Raw genomic sequence first — 17,627 nt, 5'->3', positions numbered from 1 at the left:
TTAGTCGATGTACTTGTAATGGCTAGGCTAAAATCAATACTTAAAAATCGAAGTCGTCGTCTTCTGATTTCAAACCTAGGTCTGCAAGAATTTCATTCGCTGCAATTGTTCCCATGCCACAAATTCCGCCGCCGGGGTGACATGAAGGACCTGTCATGTAGAATTTTTTCACTGGTCCGCGATAATCAGCGTAGTTCGGGAAAGGACGGAAGGCACCCATCTGGGCGAGAGTTCTTTCTCCACCCGTGGTTACCCCACGATTGAAGCATAAGTTGGCACGTGCCAAGGAGGGACCCGTTTCAACGTATTCAGCCAGGATGTTGTCATCACTCATGTTAGTGGTGTAGTTGCGCAGCTGAGATAAAAGATTATTACGACAGTAATCCGCACCAATCTTTTCCCAGTTTTCGCCACTGGCGAGGTCTACCGGTACAAAGGTATCCATAATCAGAGTGTGCTTACCCTCTGGGGCACGGCTTGGATCCATTTGAGTCCATGCCGCCGTCCAAAGAAATGGATCACTCGGTGCCTGGCCTGCGGCAATTTCGCGATATTGCTTGTCGATATCAGCAACGGTACCAAACATACGCTGGAAAGCCGTTGCATTCATATCAGAGCCACCCTTAAAATTTGGGGCCTCGTTCATAGCGTAGTGAACACGCGCAATGGTAATATCACCAAAGCTGAAATTGCGCACCATATCTTTAAAGCCGCTTGGCAACTCATCATCGTCGAAACCCTTAAGATAGGTTTGAAATGGATCTAGAGCACTGACCACACCTTGCTTAGCAAAAATATCTCGACCATCATCCAAACGAATACCTTTGCACTCACCGTTTTCGGTAATAAATTTCTCAACCGTCACACCTGTCATTACAGTGCTACCACTGGCCTCAATATATCGGCGCATGGATTCCGACAACATCCCACTGCCACCTTCAGGAATTGATTGCCCAAAGTAGTGAATACTTGGAATCATCACATAGAAACCAGCGGCCGTACCAAGTTGATCCGGCAAGGTTTGAGGAGCCATAGCCCAGCCTAGAATAAAGGCCCGAACATGATCATTTTCGAAATTCTCTAGAGTAAATTGGCGCGAACTCAACTGATAGTCACGCAATCGTTTTAAGCCAAGTGGGTTATTTTCCAAGCCCTGGTACATATAACTCGGCGGCGCAGGTGGTGAGAACATACCCTTGACCACCCCGTCTTGAATCTCGCCAAACTCTTCGTAGATTTCCTTATAGCGTTGAGCATCTTTTTTGGAATATTCAGCAATGGTGGCACAGGTTTTGTCGACATCTTTATAAACGATGATGCCATCGCCTTCGTATTTATTTGGGTGGCCGGTAATTTGATCATCAGACCAGATGTATTTTAAACCGTGCTTTTCGAGCTCTGGCTTAAGCTCTTGAAAATCTGGATTGAGGTGGATCCATACATGAGAAGAGCCGAAGGGGTCATGTTTGAAACCAGGTAAGGTTAGCTCACGAGTAAGCGCCCCACCGCCAACCCAATCATTGCGCTCCGCAACAAGAACTTTTAATCCGTTCTTAACCAATAGCGAGGCACATATCAGCCCATTATGGCCACCCCCAGCAATTATCACATCGTAGTCTGACATAAGACCTCCACCAACTCTCTTTAAGCTACCCCCACAACAAACAAGCAAGGGCAGTATTCGTATTTACAATGAAACAAATTTAATAATAATCCCATTATAAGTCAATAATCCCATGATTAAATTAAATTATATTTATGTGCTAGGAACAGAAATATTCTCCGAATGACAGCCATAAACTCTTGTTTTATATGCATTTATAGTGAATAAACAACACTAACAGCCAAAGAGATAAACAAACGAACACCTAAAGAAAAATCCACACTATAATCCCATTAAATGCTTTTTGATTAGGAAAACAATGCTTCTTTAGGTAGAATCACCCCTCGCCTCTGCAGATATAAGGACGAAAATGTCTACCCAAGAAGCTCCACGGAAAAATGCGCGCGGCCAAGTGAATGCTGCCGTTAACACGCTCGGCTCCCGCATCGCCAATGGCACCTATCCAGAGGGAAGTACATTGGCGATCGAGCAAGAATTAGCCGCCAATTTGAGTGTGGGACGTAATGCGTTGCGTGAAGCCGTTAAGGTGCTTTCCGGCAAAGGCTTAATCTCCACTGCACCGCGTAGCGGAACAAAAGTTCGCCCACGCAGCGACTGGAATATGCTCGATCCAGATGTACTGGCCTGGCATGCGGATCCAGAAACCGCCACCAAGGAGTTTATGCTCGACCTTATTGAGCTGCGCAGAATCATTGAACCCAAAGCTGCCGAACTCGCAGCACGGCGCGGCGACAAGAAAGATGTTGCTGAAATACTCTCTGCGTACGAAGCCATGGCCAACGCTGGGATTGATCAAGAAAAACGCCTAGAGGCCAATATTGATTTTCACACTGCTATATTAAAGGCTTCGCATAACAACGTACTGAGCCACTTTAAACACGCTATCTCCACTTACTTACGCGCTCACATGCGCCAAGGTGAAGTACAGAGCGAGGAAACCAACCGCGAGGATTTGGAGCGCCATCACCAGATCGCTTGGGCAATTGCTTCTGGTAAAGCTAAGACAGCCCACAGCCTGACAGTTGCCATGCTTGATCAGAACCGTAGTCACTTTGAAGGCGAAGGTTAGAGCTTTCGCCAAACAACCCTATAAGCAAGACCAGCTACGCGCCAACTGTTGGCGTTCCTTTGCTGTTTTCCCGGATAGGACACCCAGCACAACCTTGGCCTGCTGGTTTCCTGGCCGAGCGAAACCATCAAGATCGTCGGCAATGAAATTACTCACCGCCACTACCACCTCATTTAGAGCGGCCACCTTCTCTTGTGAATAATCCATCGAGCCTTTAATCAAACCCGAATAAAATGCCCCCGGTATCACTATTCCCACAGATATACCAAGCGGCGCCAGTTCCACATCCAGGCATTCAAACAACCTCTCCAAGGCCGCCTTACTTGCGCTGTAAATAGCATCATTTTCCAAACCAATATGTGCCGACAAAGAACTGATTGCCAGTAGCTTCCCAAAACCTTGCTTTTTGAGTATGGGAATCAAACATTGAGCCGCACTCAACACCGAATAAAAATTTACATCCATGATGTCACGGGCTCGATCAAGATCCATAGACTCCACAGCCGAACCATAATGAACTGCCGCATTGAAAAGCACAGCATCCAAAGACAGGCCAGCATTCAGTAAGCTCGACACCTTCAAGGCTATTTGTCGTCCCGCCCCCACAGAAGCCAAATCAAGCTCCAAAACATTCAAGCGATTACCAAGGTGAGCCTGAGCCTCTTCATTCAACTGAGATGCATCCCTAATCACCGCCAGCACATGAAAACCTTGATCCAGGAAATTCGCCAGCAGCTTAGCACCAAGACCGCCGCCGCAACCGGTAACTACAAGTAACTTTGCCTCAGCCTTCATCTCCAATCCTTTTTGTTTTCAGTAGGCACAAAAAAAGGCAGCTAAAAGCTGCCTCAAGCAGGACACATCCACCGAGCTATGTTTACAAACCCAAATTTACTTAAACATATAGGTGAATTTCATACCAACAACGCGTGGGTGTGGCTTCAATCGAATACCCGACAAACCAAAGCCATCACCGGTACCGGTGTAGTAATCTTCGCCAAGAACATTCTCAATAAAAGCATTAAGCTTCCAGTCCTCAGCTTCTACGCCTGCGCGTAAATTGACGACATCATAAGCATCTACCTGATAAGGGAAGGACGGCAGACTCAGCAAGCCAGCTTCAGAAGCAACAGCCTCCAAATTGCTTGCAGCCTCACTGCGATAGCTCCACTCGCCACGTACAAATGCTTCCAAGTCACCAAGGGAGAATCCATAGTCTAATGCCGCACTGGCCGTTAATTCCGGCGTCATGGGCAGTGACTGCCCCGTGAGATCGATTTGGGTAGAGTTACCCTTAATCAACGCATTATCAAATTTATCAAACTCGGTATCCAGGTAACCTGCCGCGAAGCTGGCTACCAATCCTTCACTCAATAAGGCCGTTAACTCAAACTCCGCACCACTTGCCGAAGCTTCAGCTGCATTTAGCGTTTTCTCGACGGCCGAGCTAATATCGCCAGGCACAGCAAGGAAGTTAGATTGAACCTGAAGATCCTTCCAATCCAGTTGGAAAACAGCCGCGGAGAGACGTACGCGACCATCGGCCAACTCAGATTTAAAGCCAAGCTCATAACTGGTTAGCTCTTCAGGGTCAAAATTTGTAATATCGCCACTGCGAGTAAAATCTACACCACCTGCCTTATAACCCTGTGAAATCGATGCATACACATTGAATTCATCGCTGTGGGTATACTTAGCAACAAATTTTGGAGAAAAGTTTTCAAACTTCGCCTTTCCGCCAGAATCCGGCACAGCACCTTCGAAGGCAACAACATCAAAGGCGCGGTTATTAATGGTATCTTCTGTATAACGACCGCCAAGCGTGATATCCCACTGATCACTCAAGTGCCACACCGCCTCACCAAACACAGCTTTGCTTTTGGTTTTAAAAACGCGGTTGTTTTCATTAATACGGAAACCAGCAGGAATTGGCGGCAATAGACCAATAACTTCACCTGTCACTGGATTTGTATAACTTCCATCAGCACCTGCCTGAATAGAGTTAAACTGCTCAATCTCATCATCCGCGTAAAAAACGCCTACCGTCCAATCGAGAGCTTCCCCCGTGGTAGACTGCAATCGAAACTCCTGTGAAAAAGAATCGCCAGAATATTCATTAAATCGACGCAACACATCAAGACTAGTTCCATCTTGATCAAAATCTCTTTCAGAGTCGCTTTTTACCAGGCCAGTAATGGACTTAAATGTAAAGTTGTCAAAATCATAGGCCACGCGAAGATTGCTAATTGAGAAAGCGTTTTCATTACGCTCTTTAAGATCACGCGTTACCTTATCGTCGTTTTGAGGATAAAAGCCCAACTCATTGATCGCCACAAAGCTTGAACCAAAAATACTCTGGGTATCTTGATCCAATACACCTGAAGGCACACTAATATCACCACCCTCTTTCTCATCGGTGTATGTATAGGACAAATCAACTGTCATTCTATCACTCGGCAAATAGCGAAGTGCTACACGCGCAGAGTTATGCTCATAACCGTTGTCATTACCCACAGAGTTAACATTATCAACAAAGCCATCGGACTCTTGATAAGAATATACCGCTCGTAACATCAGCTGATCAGACAGCGGAGCATTAACGATGGCCTCACCGCCGTAGGTAGAAAAGTTACCGGCATTTGCTGAGACTTCCGCGTAAAAATTCTCGTCAGGTAATTTTGTACTTATGTTTAGGGCGCCACCAAGCGCATTACGCCCAAAATAGGTTCCTTGCGGGCCACGCAACACTTCGATACGTTCCATATCTTGCAGCTGCGGGTTAATGGTGCCATTAGAAACACTTCCCACATTCAATTCATCAATATAAAAACCGATAGAGTTGGCAGTACTTACCTCACCCAAACCAACATTACTTACACCACGAATACTAATGTTGATACTGCGACTACCTGAACCACCGTCATCACTAAAGCCAACATTTGGGGCAACACTTAAATAATCACGCGCTTCAGTAATATTGTTTTTCTGAAGGCTTTCAGCAGAGAAAGCAGTAACACTGATAGGTACCTCTTGCAAAGACTGCTCACGACGCTGGGCCGTAACCACAATCTCTTCAAGGGTAAGTTCTTCTCCAGCAGAGGCATCTTCCTGTGCCAGCGTAGCACCAGCCACGGTCATCAATGCAATGCTTGCCGCCAAAGGCTTCATGCTAAGACTACGTCTGTTCATCTCTTCACTCTCTATTCTAATTATTGGCTTTATCTTGCAAACGGCAGCTGCTCAGATTAATCCCATGATTATTACTCTATTGCTGCAGCTTGGCTACAAAATAGGCTCTAAAGCAGTTGAAACCAAAATTTAATCCCATCTTAATATAATTGCAACCCTTTTTAATCCAATTAAATCCCATTAATTGGCGTAATTGAGACGGCCGAACAGCCTAAAAATGAGCACTTTTTTACCATAAGCAACTGAAAAACAAAGATTTATTTGGAAAACATCCTTATTCGGACACTATTTTTCAATAGTCCCATTAATAAAGACAAAAAGAGAACTTTTTAGGATAAGGCGTCAAAAGGTGCCATTGAGCAGGCACCCCATGATCATAGTGAGTGGAAATTTACAGTGACAAATTAGCAGCTTCGCGAGCAAGGGACTCGATGAGCTGCCAGTCTTTATTGGCAATTGCCGCCTTATCCATCATCCAGGATCCGCCCACACAAAGAACATTCGGCAGCAAGAGGTAATCATTGGCATTTGCTGGATTGATCCCGCCTGTAGGGCAAAACTGCACATCCGCCAAGGGGCCATTAAGCGCAGCCAGATACTTGGCCCCACCGCTCTGCTCAGCCGGGAAGAATTTCATATAGCGCAAGCCCTTTTCCATCAGAGCCATAACTTCAGACGCACTGCTAACCCCTGGTAATAAGGGCACTGAGCACTGCAGAGCGGCATCCAGCATTCTTGGCGCCGAACCCGGGCTCACCAAAAACTCGGCCCCAGCAGCAATGGATCTTGCAACATCATCGGCGCTGATTACCGTGCCCGCACCAACAACCGCACCGGCTACCTCTCGCTTGATATCCGCGATTGCCTGTAGCGCATGCTCGGTACGCAATGTCACCTCTAACACTGATAGGCCGCCCGCAACCAAAGCCTTGGCGAGAGGAACCGCATCTTTCGGATCGTTAATCACAATGACAGGAATGACCGGCGAGCGCCGCATAATGGATTCTATTTCAGACATCTCAAACTTCTCTTGTTTAATCATGGGACAAATTTAAATTAATCCCATGATTAAGTCTATATGGCAATGTCGAACTAGCAACAATCTAAGATAGGATTCTAACAAACAATAAGCATCAGCCGTTACCGTCACTACCTTGCCTATTAGCAAGGCAAACTATAAAATGCGCCTCCTGCCTGACAATGCAAACACCATAAACCACCCTTAGCTCAGCTGGATAGAGCGTCGCCCTCCGGAGGCGAAGGCCAGAGGTTCGAATCCTCTAGGGTGGGCCATTTTCCTCTAGCGTATCTCAAACAAGCAAGCACTTTGAGGCATTACCCCCATCAATATAGCTATCAAATGCTCCCTTTTCTCACTAACCAGTTTTACTTTGTCATCCAACTCAGCCACCAAGTAGAACCCTCGGCGTTAAATTACATCTGAGCCACTCCACTACTTTATGCAATAAAGGCTTATCCGAAATAACTACCCTCAACACTCCTTATCCCTGATAAATCGATTAATTTAAATTATTGGCACTTGTCCCCGTTACCCATGTAACACAATAACAATGCGCGGGTTACAAGTGACGCCATTAAAAAACGTCACATGACCAAACAACATTAAATTTCTGCAATTGCCACAGCAATAGCTATTTACATAAGAGCTCAAGACCAAGTTGCTCTACTACTCCTCGCTGAACTGTCGCGGTAAACTCATTAATAGACTTGGAGCCGTAGTCTGCGCCTATAGTAACTCTATCTGGGCGCGTCCCTTGAGGCATTGCTACTAGCTCTCGAATACCCACTGCAACATCTATAGGATCAGGTGCACCCGAAGACTCAAATGCAGCCATAAATTGTGCAAACATAGCCTCAGGAATAGACCCTATTTCACCATATTGCGCTACACGATTCATATCATTAGGCTGTTTGGCACTGCTGTACATTGATGTCGGAAATGCGCTCGGTTGAATTAGTACACACTCTACCCCCAACTGTGACAACTCGTATCTGTAGCTTTCCGTTAAGGCCTCTAGTGCAAACTTACTCGCACCATACAGTCCAAAAAACGGAAAGGTTACGCGCCCCAAGATGGAGCCTACATTAATAATAAGCCCTGATTTTTGTTTCCGCATTGCCGGCAGTGCCGAGCGCATCATTCGCTGAACGCCGAAAACATTGATATCAAAAAGTTCCTTGAGCTGATCGTCGGAGAAGGCCTCCGATACTCCCGCTGCGGCAATCCCTGCATTGTTAACCAGAACATCTAACCTACCCGATTTTTGCAGCACTAGTTCGACAGCAGCTTGTATCGATTGATTACATGTGACATCCAGCTCTATTACATTGACTCCATAGCTCTCTAGCGCTTTCGCGTGAGAGCTGTTTTTCGTAGTTGGTGAACGCATTGAAGCAAATACTCTGTGACCTTGCTCTGCAAGTCTTACCGCACTTAGATGACCAAAGCCCGTTGATGCCCCGGTTATTAAAATTGTCTTTGACATAGAATTTTCCTTACAAATAAATGGTTGGGATGAAAACAAAGTTGTGACCCGTAGATTACCTGATAGAAATGTGTTAAAAACCGGCGATCACGCAAAGGATTTATGCAGGCTCTGCACAAATGAAAAGTACTTTACCTATAGATTTGTTTGTTCGTGTAGTTCAGTTGGGAAGCATTTCCGCTGCTGCTAGGGAAGTTGATTTGATGCCCTCCTCAGTATCAAGGCAGATCAGCTCCCTAGAGCAGGAACTGGACGCCAAGCTATTTCAACGAACTACCCGAAAGCAATCTCTTACTGAAGCTGGTGCAGTTTTCTATGACTATGCGCTAAGACTTTCTAGGGATATGGAGGAGGCCAGAGAAGTTATAGGCCAACTTGGAAACTCTCCAAAAGGAACACTCTATATCGCAATGGAATCTGATTTTTCACAGGAATTCGTTGCACCTTTATTGCCCGAGTTTTGTGAACTCCACCCTGAGATAAACCTCCGAATAGTTTTGAATTCAAATATTACTGATATTGTGGAAAGCGGAATGGACATGGCCATTCGGATTGGCCACCTTGACGATTCGAGCTTGATATCTAAAAAGCTCACCACAAGCCAATCGATCCTATGTGCAAGCCCCTTATACCTATCAAAGAATGGAGCGCCCAAAAACCCTGAAGGACTAACGTCTCATCGCTGCCTATCCTTTCAAGTAAGACAAGGTAGGATTGCTTGGATGTTTAAAAAAGATCTTGAAATTTATAAGGTTTCAATAGAAAGTCCCATAAAGGCAAATAGCCTTAGCTTTCTGAAAAAGCTGGCATTGGCGAGCCAAGGTGTTGTTATGCTCCCTAAATGGATGGTACAAACGGAGCTAAAAAATAAAGAGTTGGTAATCGTCTTGGATAACTATCAACTAATTCCTTCCAGCACACCTGTACAAGCTGTGTTTCCTAGCAAAGCTAGGCTTGCACCAAAAGTGCGCACATTCGTAGATTTCTTATCTGAAAGACTGGAAAGCTAAATTTTTAGTATCCAACGACATATAATTATAGACAGCCTGTATTGCGCCTTCATTGCTCAAAGTGCCGGTTTCAAAATAGTGACACAATCAACTATAAAAAATCATAGGCAACCTTACTAGTCAAAGATGTCGAGGAGTAGTACTGGCTATTTCCCTGAACTCCCTATTCATATGAGCCTGGTCACTATAGCCAAAATTTTGTGCAACATCTGACAGCTTCACATTTTCATTTAAACGCAGAAAATGTATTGTTCTTTTGACCCTCAGTATCCTCTGATATTGTTTTGGCGTCACCGCCACCCAAGCCTTAAATAAGCGCTCCACCTGTCGATGGCTTATATCAACACAAGCGTTCAATTCCGACAAATCCCCAAACAAGCTTATTGACTTCAACGCCCTATCCAGACTTTTAGGCAGAGGAGTAACATTCGCCAACCTCCCGACCGCCCAATCACTTATATATTGAATAGAATTCTCTAAATTATCTATACTCTTCAGCTTACTATAAAGCTGATGAACACAATATTCTTCACTATCCCCATGACTTAATAGTGTCGGCCTATCGAAGTGCTTTCCAGCAAATGCAAACCCACCCCCAGGGTGAAATCGAATACCTGCTACCCTAGCCCCTTCAAATAAAACCATGTTATCGGCTCTACTTTTAACAGGTAATGCCACTATTCCCTCTGGAAAAAGATTTTCACCAATAGCGATATTTCCAGCCAAGTTAAAAATGATTCCACTACATGCATCAGCATAAAGAGTTTTCTCGATCCCAACTCCACCCAATACAGATGCCGACCAAATTCCTTGAACTAGTGAAGATATAGACGATTTAGGACTTGAAATCAAAAGCCTAAATGAATCATCCTGGTTCATAGCTACCTACCTCTAGTTGAAACGTCTTTGCGATTCGATTCCAGCTATTAACTGCATTTATAGCTACCGCCAAATCGACCATCTCCCTTTCACCTAAACACCCCGCTATACGGGAAAAGTTATCGCTGTCAATATCGCCTTCACAGGTCAACTTCTCTGCCAAGAGCAATGCGGCCCTTTCAGTCTCAGAGTAATAAGGCATTTCACCCCATGCAGACAGGCCAATAATCCGCTGCATGTCTACATTCAGCTTTACGAGTTCTTTCCCATGCATATCCGTACAGAACGCACATTGATTAATCTGGGAAATTCTAAGTTTCACTAATTCCCAAGTGATTATTGGAACTGTGTTTGATCGTATAAATTGATTTTTTAAATACTCCTCTAGATTCATTAGGATTTGTATAGCTTTAGGTGAAATATCAAAGTAGTTAAGACGCATAGACATACTGTAGATTCCGAGTGACATAAAACCTAACTGTAACTATTCGACCATTCAATTTATTGAATATTTTCGACATGCACCGTCACACACTTCTCCTAGATAAATTCGACGTTCATCCATAAAGCCAACCAACGTTTACGTTTTTCACCTGGCGATAGTAGTCTAGGGGAGACAGACTTTGTGCAAGACAATTTCATATATTGGGAAAAAAAATTTCCATTTACTGCTCCCTTAGTATTTTCCCCAAAGGGAGAACTTACAGCAACAATGCTTTTGCAATTTGAACATTGCCAAAAATCCGCCTGTTCAGAGCCATGCTTAAGGCTCGCCAATCGATGTTTCGCATGGACTACTAATATTCCACCAGGAGCTGAAAGATAGTACATATCGTATTTTCGGCAAAACTCACAGTCACACTGTCGGGGTAAGTAATCATCGATTGGGCCTGGTGTCTCTAAACTTAAATTCACTCTTCCGCAATGACAGCTAGACAGATACTTCATAGATCATTCACCCCAATGGAGACATGCAAAGACTTAAAATCATTGTTGACAAAATAGGACGGTCATCCTAACATCTTTAAAAAGTTCAATTCAAGGTCCAAATTGGTGAGTGATAGTACGAGAGATAGGATTATTAATGTTGCAGATGCCTTGTTTTATCAAAAGGGGTTTGAGCATACATCCTTCAGTGACATCGCAAATAGCGTCGGTATATCCAAGGGTAATTTTTATCATCACTTTAAGACGAAGGATGAAATTCTCAATGCTGTTATTGACTTTCGACTATTTAGGACGCGAGAGCTGCTAAATGCTTGGCATACATCTGAAGCAGAACCAGATAAGAGAATCCAATGCTTCATTAAAATTCTCATAACAAATCGCGCTAAAATAAAGTTATATGGCTGTCCAGTAGGAACCTTAACCACTGAACTTGGGAAGCTGTCTCACCCTTTATTGGTGGACGCAAATAAGATTTTCACCCTCTTTAAAGATTGGTTGGCATCTCAGTTTGAAGAACTTGGAAAATGCAAGTCCGAATCAGAAGCATTGGCGATGCAATTACTAGCAAGAAGCCAAGGCTCCGCTACTATCGCTAGCGCCTTTGGTGACGAAGAATTTCTCTATGAAGAGGTCGAATCACATGTCCGCTGGTTAAATGAGATCAAATAGAAAATACTAATCACTGGAGTAATATTGAAATGAAAATTTTTGTGGTAGTACTGCGTTTCGCAGAGAATAGGGATTTAGCGATTAAATATATGTCGTCGCACAATGACTGGATTACTAAAGGAATTAGTGAGGGAAAAGTCCTTATCGTTGGAGGACTGGAGTCAGGTAATGGTGGATGCATTATTGCAAGATCGAGTGACAGACCATCCCTAGACGAGTTCATTCAGAAAGATCCATTTATTGAAAACGATATAGTTAGCTCCGAGGTTATCGAATTTACCCCCTCTTTAAGCAGTGAAGGCTTAAATTTTCTTTTAAACTGAGAGGTTGGCTCGCAAGCTATGACCAATTTATTTAAAGGGGAGGATGGCATTAATCGCTGTACTTGGTGCAGATCTTCTCAAGAATATATTGCTTACCATGATCAAGAATGGGGATTTCCCGTAAAGGACGATTTCAAGCTATTTGAGAAAGTTTCGCTTGAGGGGTTTCAAGCAGGATTAAGCTGGCGAACTATTCTAGAAAAGCGTATTCATTTTAGAGAGGTTTTTAAGGGTTTTGACTTCAATCTAATTTCGAATTTCACAGAAGCCAACGTAGATAGCTTACTGCAAGATAGCCGCATAATCCGCCATAGAGGTAAGATTGAGGCAACAATCAACAATGCCCAGAAAGCTCAAGAAATGGTTAAACAAGAAGGGTCGCTCGCTTCTTTTTTCTGGCGTTACGAACCGAGTAAGCAACCCCTAGATAAGAGGTCTACATCCCCTGAGTCGATTGCACTTTCTAAAGAGCTAAAGAGGCGAGGGTGGAAGTTTGTAGGGCCAACTACTGCATATGCATTTATGCAGGCAATGGGCTTAGTAAACGATCACGCTGAAGGCTGTTATTTTAGAGAATTAGTTGTTAAGAGCCGAAATGATTTTACAGTGCCTGAATAACATTTCTTATTACTCCCAGCCAGTTAACTTAGTACTCTCATCAACTTAACTAAAAAGCTTAAGAATAAACTCTTAAGAGCATATTTCAAAAACACACATGTCTTTTGTCACTCATCAAGATAAGAATAAATCAAGCCAAAATATACCTTTATCCAAAGTACACTCTAAGCAATCACTATCACGCTTCCGCGACACATTTAAGCTTTAAGAGTTGAGATATTTTTTCCGCCTCAATTGGCGGGTAGTAGTAATAGCCCTGAATCAAAGTACAGTTCTTAGCCAAGAGATAATCCAGCTGATCTCGAGTTTCCACCCCTTCTGCCACACAGACAACATTAAGGCTTTCGGCCAGTACTAGGGTTGCATCTATGATGGCTTCATCAGCTTTTTCGGTACCAATTCCGGAGATAAAGCTTCTGTCTATTTTTAAAATATCTAAGGGTAGTTTTTTAAGGTAGGCCAATGAGGAATACCCTGTCCCGAAATCGTCTAGTGCCAGCTTCACGCCTAACTCTGACAGCTCCTGCATTGTTTTCACTGCGCGCTCGGGGTCACCTATAAAGGCGCCCTCCGTTACCTCCAGTTTGATTGCACTGGGGGGAATATTGTATTGCTTCAGCTTTCTTGAAACATAATCCACGAGAGATGAATCAGCAAAGTGTGGGGCTGATATATTAATCGCGAGTGCAAAGTTGTTTTTAATCGATCTCCAGGCTACTAAATTTTTCAGGGCCTTATCCAACACCTTATCGGTCATGGCTTTAATTAAACCCAGCTCTTCGGCGATCGGAATAAATTCACAAGGCGAGACGACCTGGCCTGACTTGTTCCAACGCATTAGCATTTCTACACCCACAATATTTGAGGTTTCGGCACTAATCAAAGGCTGATATAGGCAATAAAACTCATCATTTTTAAGAGCAAACTTCAAACCTTGCTCTATGAACAAGCGATACTGTGCTTCTTCATTCATTTGTTGCTCAAAGAAACGGTATCCATTACGCCCATTTTGCTTGGCGTTATACATTGCCACATCGGCGTTCCTAAGCAGTGTTTCTTGATCAGATGAATCATTTGGATATACCGATATACCTATACTGGCACCAATGCTTACCACGTGATCTTGAATGTTAAACGGCAACTCCAAGGCATTAATGATCTTTTGCGCTATGTGTGACAAGTTTCCATTGGATTTAAACTGCTCGACTAGAACTACGAACTCATCACCACCAATGCGAGCCACCGTATCGTCTTCTCTAAGCGTTGAGGACAGTCTTTTTGCCACCTCTTTTAATAGAAGATCGCCATAGTAGTGTCCCAGTGAGTCATTCACGCTTTTAAAGCGATCGAGATCCACAAACATTAGGGCAATGCTTTCTTTTTTTCGAGAAGCCTTTTGAATTCCATGCTTAATACGATCCAGTAACAAGCTTCTATTGGGCAGGGCCGTTAAATCGTCATAGTTTGCCATTGTGCGAAGCTTATTTTCCGCATCCTTCAAAGAGCTCACATCCGTCATTACAAAAATATAATGCATAGACCCTGTTTGCGAGCTGCTCTTACTAATACTTATTAATACATGGTACTTATCGCCTTTAGGCGTAGTAATTAATTCTTCTCCGCTCCAGTGCTTTTCGTCATGCTTAAGTGAGTTCAATACATCTAGGTAAAAACCATATCGCTCTCTTGGCACCCCAAGGATTTTAGTATCGAAATCAAATTCCTCTTTATCAAAACAAAATAGCTCTTTAAGGGAAGGGTTTACGGTTACCTTTTTGAATTTGCTATCCAGCATAAAGACCCAATCTTTGGTTTGCTTAAAAGCATCCCCATAGTGTTTGGCCCTCTCCTCATCCACTATGCTTTGAGTAATATTGGTGTAAGAACCTGTAACCCTAATGGCATGGCCAGCTTCATCGCGCTCTACGATTTTCCCTAAATCTCGATACCAAAGCCAGGCACCTTCCTTTTGATGCATACGATAGGTACAGCTAAATCCCTTATCATCTGACGAATTAACAAATGACGACCAGGCCGACACATACTTTTCTCTATCGTCTTGATGAATAAGGCTGATATGTTCATCCATCGAGATAGATGTGTTTTCTGCAACTACTTTGAGATCTTCGGAAACTCGCTTTTGGAATACCCGATTATCTCTTGATGTCCAATCCCAAACCTCGCTATTACTGCCCGCCAACGCTAGTTTTAGAGTACTTTCGCTTGCTTTTACATGCTCATGGGCCTTCAGCAGCTCAGCTCTTCTTTGGTATCTATTTAATAGAACCCCAACTATGAGGACACCTCCCACAAGCCAATACAATGCTATAGCGACTGGCGATGCCCAAGGTGCATGTTTTACATAGATTCTTAATGGCTCTGAAGATACAACATTTCCATTGAAGGGGGAGATAGCAAATACTGTCAGCTGATAATCGCCAGGGGCAAGCCTAGAAAAAGTAATACTATTATCATAAGAAAACTCCGAGTTAACGCCGTTTTCACCTTTTAGCTCATAGCGATATTTTACTGAGTCTGCATGTAAAAATGCGAACGCCGAAAAGTCTACCTTAATGCCAACGTCGCTATAGTCTAGGTTGATTGTGGCACTACCCACATTCAATGGTGAAAAGTCTATCTCGCTAGACATTGATGAGACACTGGTGATCCTTACATTAAAAGTATCAACATTGCTTTGGAGATCAATTTCTAAAGGGTCAAATATACTCAGGCCTCTCATTCCACCATAGGCCAACCTACCATCATTAAGCTTGGTAAAGGCGCCACTATTGAACTCTCCTCCCACCAAACCATCAACCATGGAGAATTTTTTAATATCTTTGCTCTTGGCATCAATTCGGTACAAGCCATCGTTACTAGAAAACCAAACATTAGCAAATTTGTCGGTAGTGATTCCGTATACGCTATTGTTGATTCCGGAGTTCTCACGATTGAACAACCTCTGCCCTTCCAGAGAGTCCATGCTCATCGATACAACTCCCACCCCGGTATATGCTATCCAGAGCTGGCCATCTTGAGCTAAAACATAGCTATCAATATATATTTCTTCATTATCTGGCACATCCTTGAACTTTTTGACTACTTCTAATTCCTTCTCTCGCCGATCATACGACCAGAGTTCATCATTTGTACTCAACAGCAATTTATTTTCATCGCCATCAAAGTCAGGCAGTATTTTCCAAATACTATTAAGGCTAAGTACGTCCTTCAATCCATGAATGGTTTCAATACTCCCCTTTTCCAAATCCAAGACAAAGGCTTCTTTTTCACTGACCAGCCAGAGGTTTTTACCGGTGATTGTAATATAGTAAAGCTCGTCTTCAGACAAGATATCATTGACCTTTTTTGAGAAGGGAAAGCCAGTCAATTTTCGAGTTAGTTTATCGAACAGTTTCAAGCCAGAATAAGTCGATAGAAATAAGAGGTTTTTATATTGGGCCATTTCTATAATTTCACTGATCTTAGTACTTTCCCAAGATTCACCTTTCGACAAGTAATGGTTGATCTTGTTCGTCTCTAGATCTAGGGCATTAAGCCCATTGGTGGTAGATGCCCAAAGTGTATTTTCATCTGCGACAAGCCCAGTGATCACATTGTCTGTTAGACTTTGATTTCCATTTCCCTGACCGAAGCTCCTAACAAGGCGACCTAGAGAGTTTGCGTAAAAAAGACCGCTGGCCTGAGAACCCATCCAATAGATACCGTCATTGTCGATAAATAGAGTGGTTACCGTATTGTTTCCGATATCGTCGAATACTTTTGAGTATTCAATTTCAACATTTAGGGTTTTGCTATCTGAGTTATAGCGTAGTAAGCCCTGCTCTGTAGAAATTAGCAAATCATCGTCTGCAATCAAGTCCCAAACCGCGAGGCTTTTCTTTTCCAATGTGACATTGACATTATCACGCTCGCCCACGACAAAGCTGTATAGCTCATTCCAGCCAATTGAGAAAAGTCCATCATTTGAGCCTAAATAGAGCGATTCATTTAGAACCTCAAGATCAAAAACCTTATGAGCCTCGCTCGCATTAAAGCTCCCTTGCTTGGGCAAAGGGATCTGCTTTAAGGTTTTGGAATCGATTTGATAGGAGAAAAGGCCCACCCGTGTGCCAATCAACAGTAAATTACCGTACTGCTTCATCGTATAAATATAATCATAGCCCTGTAGCTGAGGCCTAAGATCGACTACTCTTTCATACTTTCCAGTTTCGGGCGTAAAGGATCCTATGGTTTTATTACTAAGCAGCCATATCTTCTCTCCGCTTTCTTGCGCAAAAGAAAGATAAATAGGTAGCTCTTCATCAGCGGGATCATTTCTTAAAATATGCTGATAGGAATCACTTTGTGGATGATAGGAATAGAGTCCTTGCCCTGAAGCCGTAAACCAGATCTTGCCTTGAGCGTCCTCTCTGATCTGATATATCTCATGCCTCTCAAGCTCGCCATCAATCCCTGGCAGACTCCAAACTCTATTGCCGTCATAGATGTTAATACCGCTACCGGTACCAATCCAAAGGTAACCTTTACTGTCTTTGATTACAGTATTAACAGTGCTTTGATTCAGGCCATCGCTAACCGACAAACGCTTTAGATACTGGCGGCCCTGCCCAATAGCTAAATGCGAGAAGCATATGAGCAAAAGCAACAGCGATGTCAAACGCGAGGGGTTTATTAACAAAGTCGCAAACCTAGGGCCTAAAGATGAATATCAATTGAAGCTAGGCGCGCAGTTACTTGCGGACCAAAACCCATAAATAAAGTGGTCAACAA

General features: G+C 43.5%; 14 protein-coding genes and 1 tRNA gene. 7 read left to right on the top strand and 8 right to left on the bottom strand.

What is annotated here, in order from left to right; all coding sequences use genetic code 11:
* Positions 1-40: 40 nt before the first annotated feature.
* A complete protein-coding gene (locus Q1A08_RS06395) occupies positions 41-1,624 on the bottom strand; it encodes an NAD(P)/FAD-dependent oxidoreductase (protein ID WP_299770992.1) in 1,584 nt (527 codons plus the stop codon).
* Between the two features lie 349 nt (positions 1,625-1,973).
* On the opposite strand from Q1A08_RS06395, the gene Q1A08_RS06390 reads away from it, so the two are divergent.
* The gene (locus Q1A08_RS06390) at positions 1,974-2,693 is read left to right on the top strand and encodes a FadR/GntR family transcriptional regulator (protein WP_299770990.1); all 720 of its coding nucleotides are present in this window, start codon (positions 1,974-1,976) and stop codon (positions 2,691-2,693) included.
* 18 nt (positions 2,694-2,711) lie between these two features.
* On the opposite strand, the gene Q1A08_RS06385 is transcribed toward Q1A08_RS06390, so the two are convergent.
* The 3 genes from Q1A08_RS06385 to Q1A08_RS06375 form a co-directional block, all read right to left on the bottom strand.
* A complete protein-coding gene (locus tag Q1A08_RS06385) occupies positions 2,712-3,488 on the bottom strand; it encodes an SDR family NAD(P)-dependent oxidoreductase (RefSeq protein WP_299770988.1) in 777 nt (258 codons plus the stop codon).
* A gap of 96 nt (positions 3,489-3,584) precedes the next feature.
* Complete coding sequence (locus tag Q1A08_RS06380; RefSeq protein ID WP_299770986.1) at positions 3,585-5,882, bottom strand: TonB-dependent receptor; 2,298 nt, start codon at positions 5,880-5,882, stop codon at positions 3,585-3,587.
* Between the two features lie 391 nt (positions 5,883-6,273).
* On the bottom strand, positions 6,274-6,900 hold the full coding sequence (locus Q1A08_RS06375; protein ID WP_299770984.1) for a bifunctional 4-hydroxy-2-oxoglutarate aldolase/2-dehydro-3-deoxy-phosphogluconate aldolase: 627 nt from the start codon (positions 6,898-6,900) through the stop codon (positions 6,274-6,276).
* A 198-nt stretch (positions 6,901-7,098) separates the two neighbouring features.
* On the opposite strand from Q1A08_RS06375, the gene Q1A08_RS06370 reads away from it, so the two are divergent.
* A tRNA-Arg gene (locus Q1A08_RS06370) sits at positions 7,099-7,175 on the top strand.
* Between the two features lie 359 nt (positions 7,176-7,534).
* Here Q1A08_RS06370 and Q1A08_RS06365 read toward each other — a convergent pair.
* Entirely contained in the window at positions 7,535-8,389 is an 855-nt protein-coding gene (locus Q1A08_RS06365) for an SDR family oxidoreductase (protein WP_299770982.1), read from the bottom strand.
* Between the two features lie 119 nt (positions 8,390-8,508).
* On the opposite strand from Q1A08_RS06365, the gene Q1A08_RS06360 reads away from it, so the two are divergent.
* Positions 8,509-9,399 (top strand): LysR family transcriptional regulator, encoded by an 891-nt coding sequence (locus Q1A08_RS06360; RefSeq protein WP_299770980.1) that lies wholly within the window; start codon positions 8,509-8,511, stop codon positions 9,397-9,399.
* A 120-nt stretch (positions 9,400-9,519) separates the two neighbouring features.
* On the opposite strand, the gene Q1A08_RS06355 is transcribed toward Q1A08_RS06360, so the two are convergent.
* Both Q1A08_RS06355 and Q1A08_RS06350 read right to left on the bottom strand, forming a co-directional pair.
* Positions 9,520-10,278 (bottom strand): helix-turn-helix domain-containing protein, encoded by a 759-nt coding sequence (locus Q1A08_RS06355; protein WP_299770978.1) that lies wholly within the window; start codon positions 10,276-10,278, stop codon positions 9,520-9,522.
* Positions 10,265-10,672, bottom strand: a complete 408-nt coding sequence (locus tag Q1A08_RS06350) for a carboxymuconolactone decarboxylase family protein (protein ID WP_299771112.1) — start codon at positions 10,670-10,672, stop codon at positions 10,265-10,267. The genes Q1A08_RS06355 and Q1A08_RS06350 overlap by 14 nt, the downstream gene beginning before the upstream one ends.
* Positions 10,673-11,331: 659 nt before the next feature.
* Between Q1A08_RS06350 and Q1A08_RS06345 the strand changes: the two genes are divergently transcribed.
* From Q1A08_RS06345 to Q1A08_RS06335, 3 genes are read left to right on the top strand one after another with little or no spacing between them, the layout of a single operon-like run.
* Complete coding sequence (locus Q1A08_RS06345; protein ID WP_299770976.1) at positions 11,332-11,895, top strand: TetR/AcrR family transcriptional regulator; 564 nt, start codon at positions 11,332-11,334, stop codon at positions 11,893-11,895.
* 29 nt (positions 11,896-11,924) lie between these two features.
* Entirely contained in the window at positions 11,925-12,218 is a 294-nt protein-coding gene (locus tag Q1A08_RS06340) for a hypothetical protein (RefSeq protein WP_299770974.1), read from the top strand.
* 18 nt (positions 12,219-12,236) lie between these two features.
* Positions 12,237-12,836, top strand: coding sequence for a DNA-3-methyladenine glycosylase I (locus Q1A08_RS06335; protein WP_299770972.1), 600 nt, complete (start codon positions 12,237-12,239; stop codon positions 12,834-12,836).
* 178 nt (positions 12,837-13,014) lie between these two features.
* Here Q1A08_RS06335 and Q1A08_RS06330 read toward each other — a convergent pair whose 3' ends face one another.
* Positions 13,015-17,496: an EAL domain-containing protein gene (locus Q1A08_RS06330; RefSeq protein WP_299770970.1), complete on the bottom strand. Its 4,482-nt coding sequence runs from the start codon at positions 17,494-17,496 to the stop codon at positions 13,015-13,017.
* Here Q1A08_RS06330 and Q1A08_RS06325 point away from each other — a divergent pair.
* Positions 17,489-17,611 carry a hypothetical protein gene (locus tag Q1A08_RS06325; RefSeq protein ID WP_299770968.1) on the top strand — a complete coding sequence of 41 codons (123 nt, stop codon included), beginning with the start codon at positions 17,489-17,491 and terminating at the stop codon, positions 17,609-17,611. The two genes, Q1A08_RS06330 and Q1A08_RS06325, sit on opposite strands and share 8 nt — an antisense overlap.
* Positions 17,612-17,627: the final 16 nt, after the last annotated feature.

Origin of the sequence: uncultured Pseudoteredinibacter sp., assembly GCF_947500695.1 — a bacterium.
In the GTDB taxonomy this organism is placed as follows: Bacteria; Pseudomonadota; Gammaproteobacteria; order Pseudomonadales; family Cellvibrionaceae; genus Pseudoteredinibacter.
Note: the sequence above shows the minus strand (reverse complement) of the source record. Positions and strands in the feature narration are given on the sequence as shown.

What these genes read in the sequence shown, in the direction of transcription:
- Q1A08_RS06395 (WP_299770992.1), bottom strand. Translation starts at nt 1,624, where the DNA reads ATGTCAGACTACGATGTGATAATTGCTGGGGGTGGCCATAATGGGCTG.
- Q1A08_RS06390 (WP_299770990.1), top strand. Translation starts at nt 1,974, where the DNA reads ATGTCTACCCAAGAAGCTCCACGGAAAAATGCGCGCGGCCAAGTGAAT.
- Q1A08_RS06385 (WP_299770988.1), bottom strand. Translation starts at nt 3,488, where the DNA reads ATGAAGGCTGAGGCAAAGTTACTTGTAGTTACCGGTTGCGGCGGCGGT.
- Q1A08_RS06380 (WP_299770986.1), bottom strand. Translation starts at nt 5,882, where the DNA reads ATGAACAGACGTAGTCTTAGCATGAAGCCTTTGGCGGCAAGCATTGCA.
- Q1A08_RS06375 (WP_299770984.1), bottom strand. Translation starts at nt 6,900, where the DNA reads ATGTCTGAAATAGAATCCATTATGCGGCGCTCGCCGGTCATTCCTGTC.
- Q1A08_RS06365 (WP_299770982.1), bottom strand. Translation starts at nt 8,389, where the DNA reads ATGTCAAAGACAATTTTAATAACCGGGGCATCAACGGGCTTTGGTCAT.
- Q1A08_RS06360 (WP_299770980.1), top strand. Translation starts at nt 8,509, where the DNA reads ATGAAAAGTACTTTACCTATAGATTTGTTTGTTCGTGTAGTTCAGTTG.
- Q1A08_RS06355 (WP_299770978.1), bottom strand. Translation starts at nt 10,278, where the DNA reads ATGAACCAGGATGATTCATTTAGGCTTTTGATTTCAAGTCCTAAATCG.
- Q1A08_RS06350 (WP_299771112.1), bottom strand. Translation starts at nt 10,672, where the DNA reads ATGAATCTAGAGGAGTATTTAAAAAATCAATTTATACGATCAAACACA.
- Q1A08_RS06340 (WP_299770974.1), top strand. Translation starts at nt 11,925, where the DNA reads ATGAAAATTTTTGTGGTAGTACTGCGTTTCGCAGAGAATAGGGATTTA.
- Q1A08_RS06335 (WP_299770972.1), top strand. Translation starts at nt 12,237, where the DNA reads ATGACCAATTTATTTAAAGGGGAGGATGGCATTAATCGCTGTACTTGG.
- Q1A08_RS06325 (WP_299770968.1), top strand. Translation starts at nt 17,489, where the DNA reads ATGAGCAAAAGCAACAGCGATGTCAAACGCGAGGGGTTTATTAACAAA.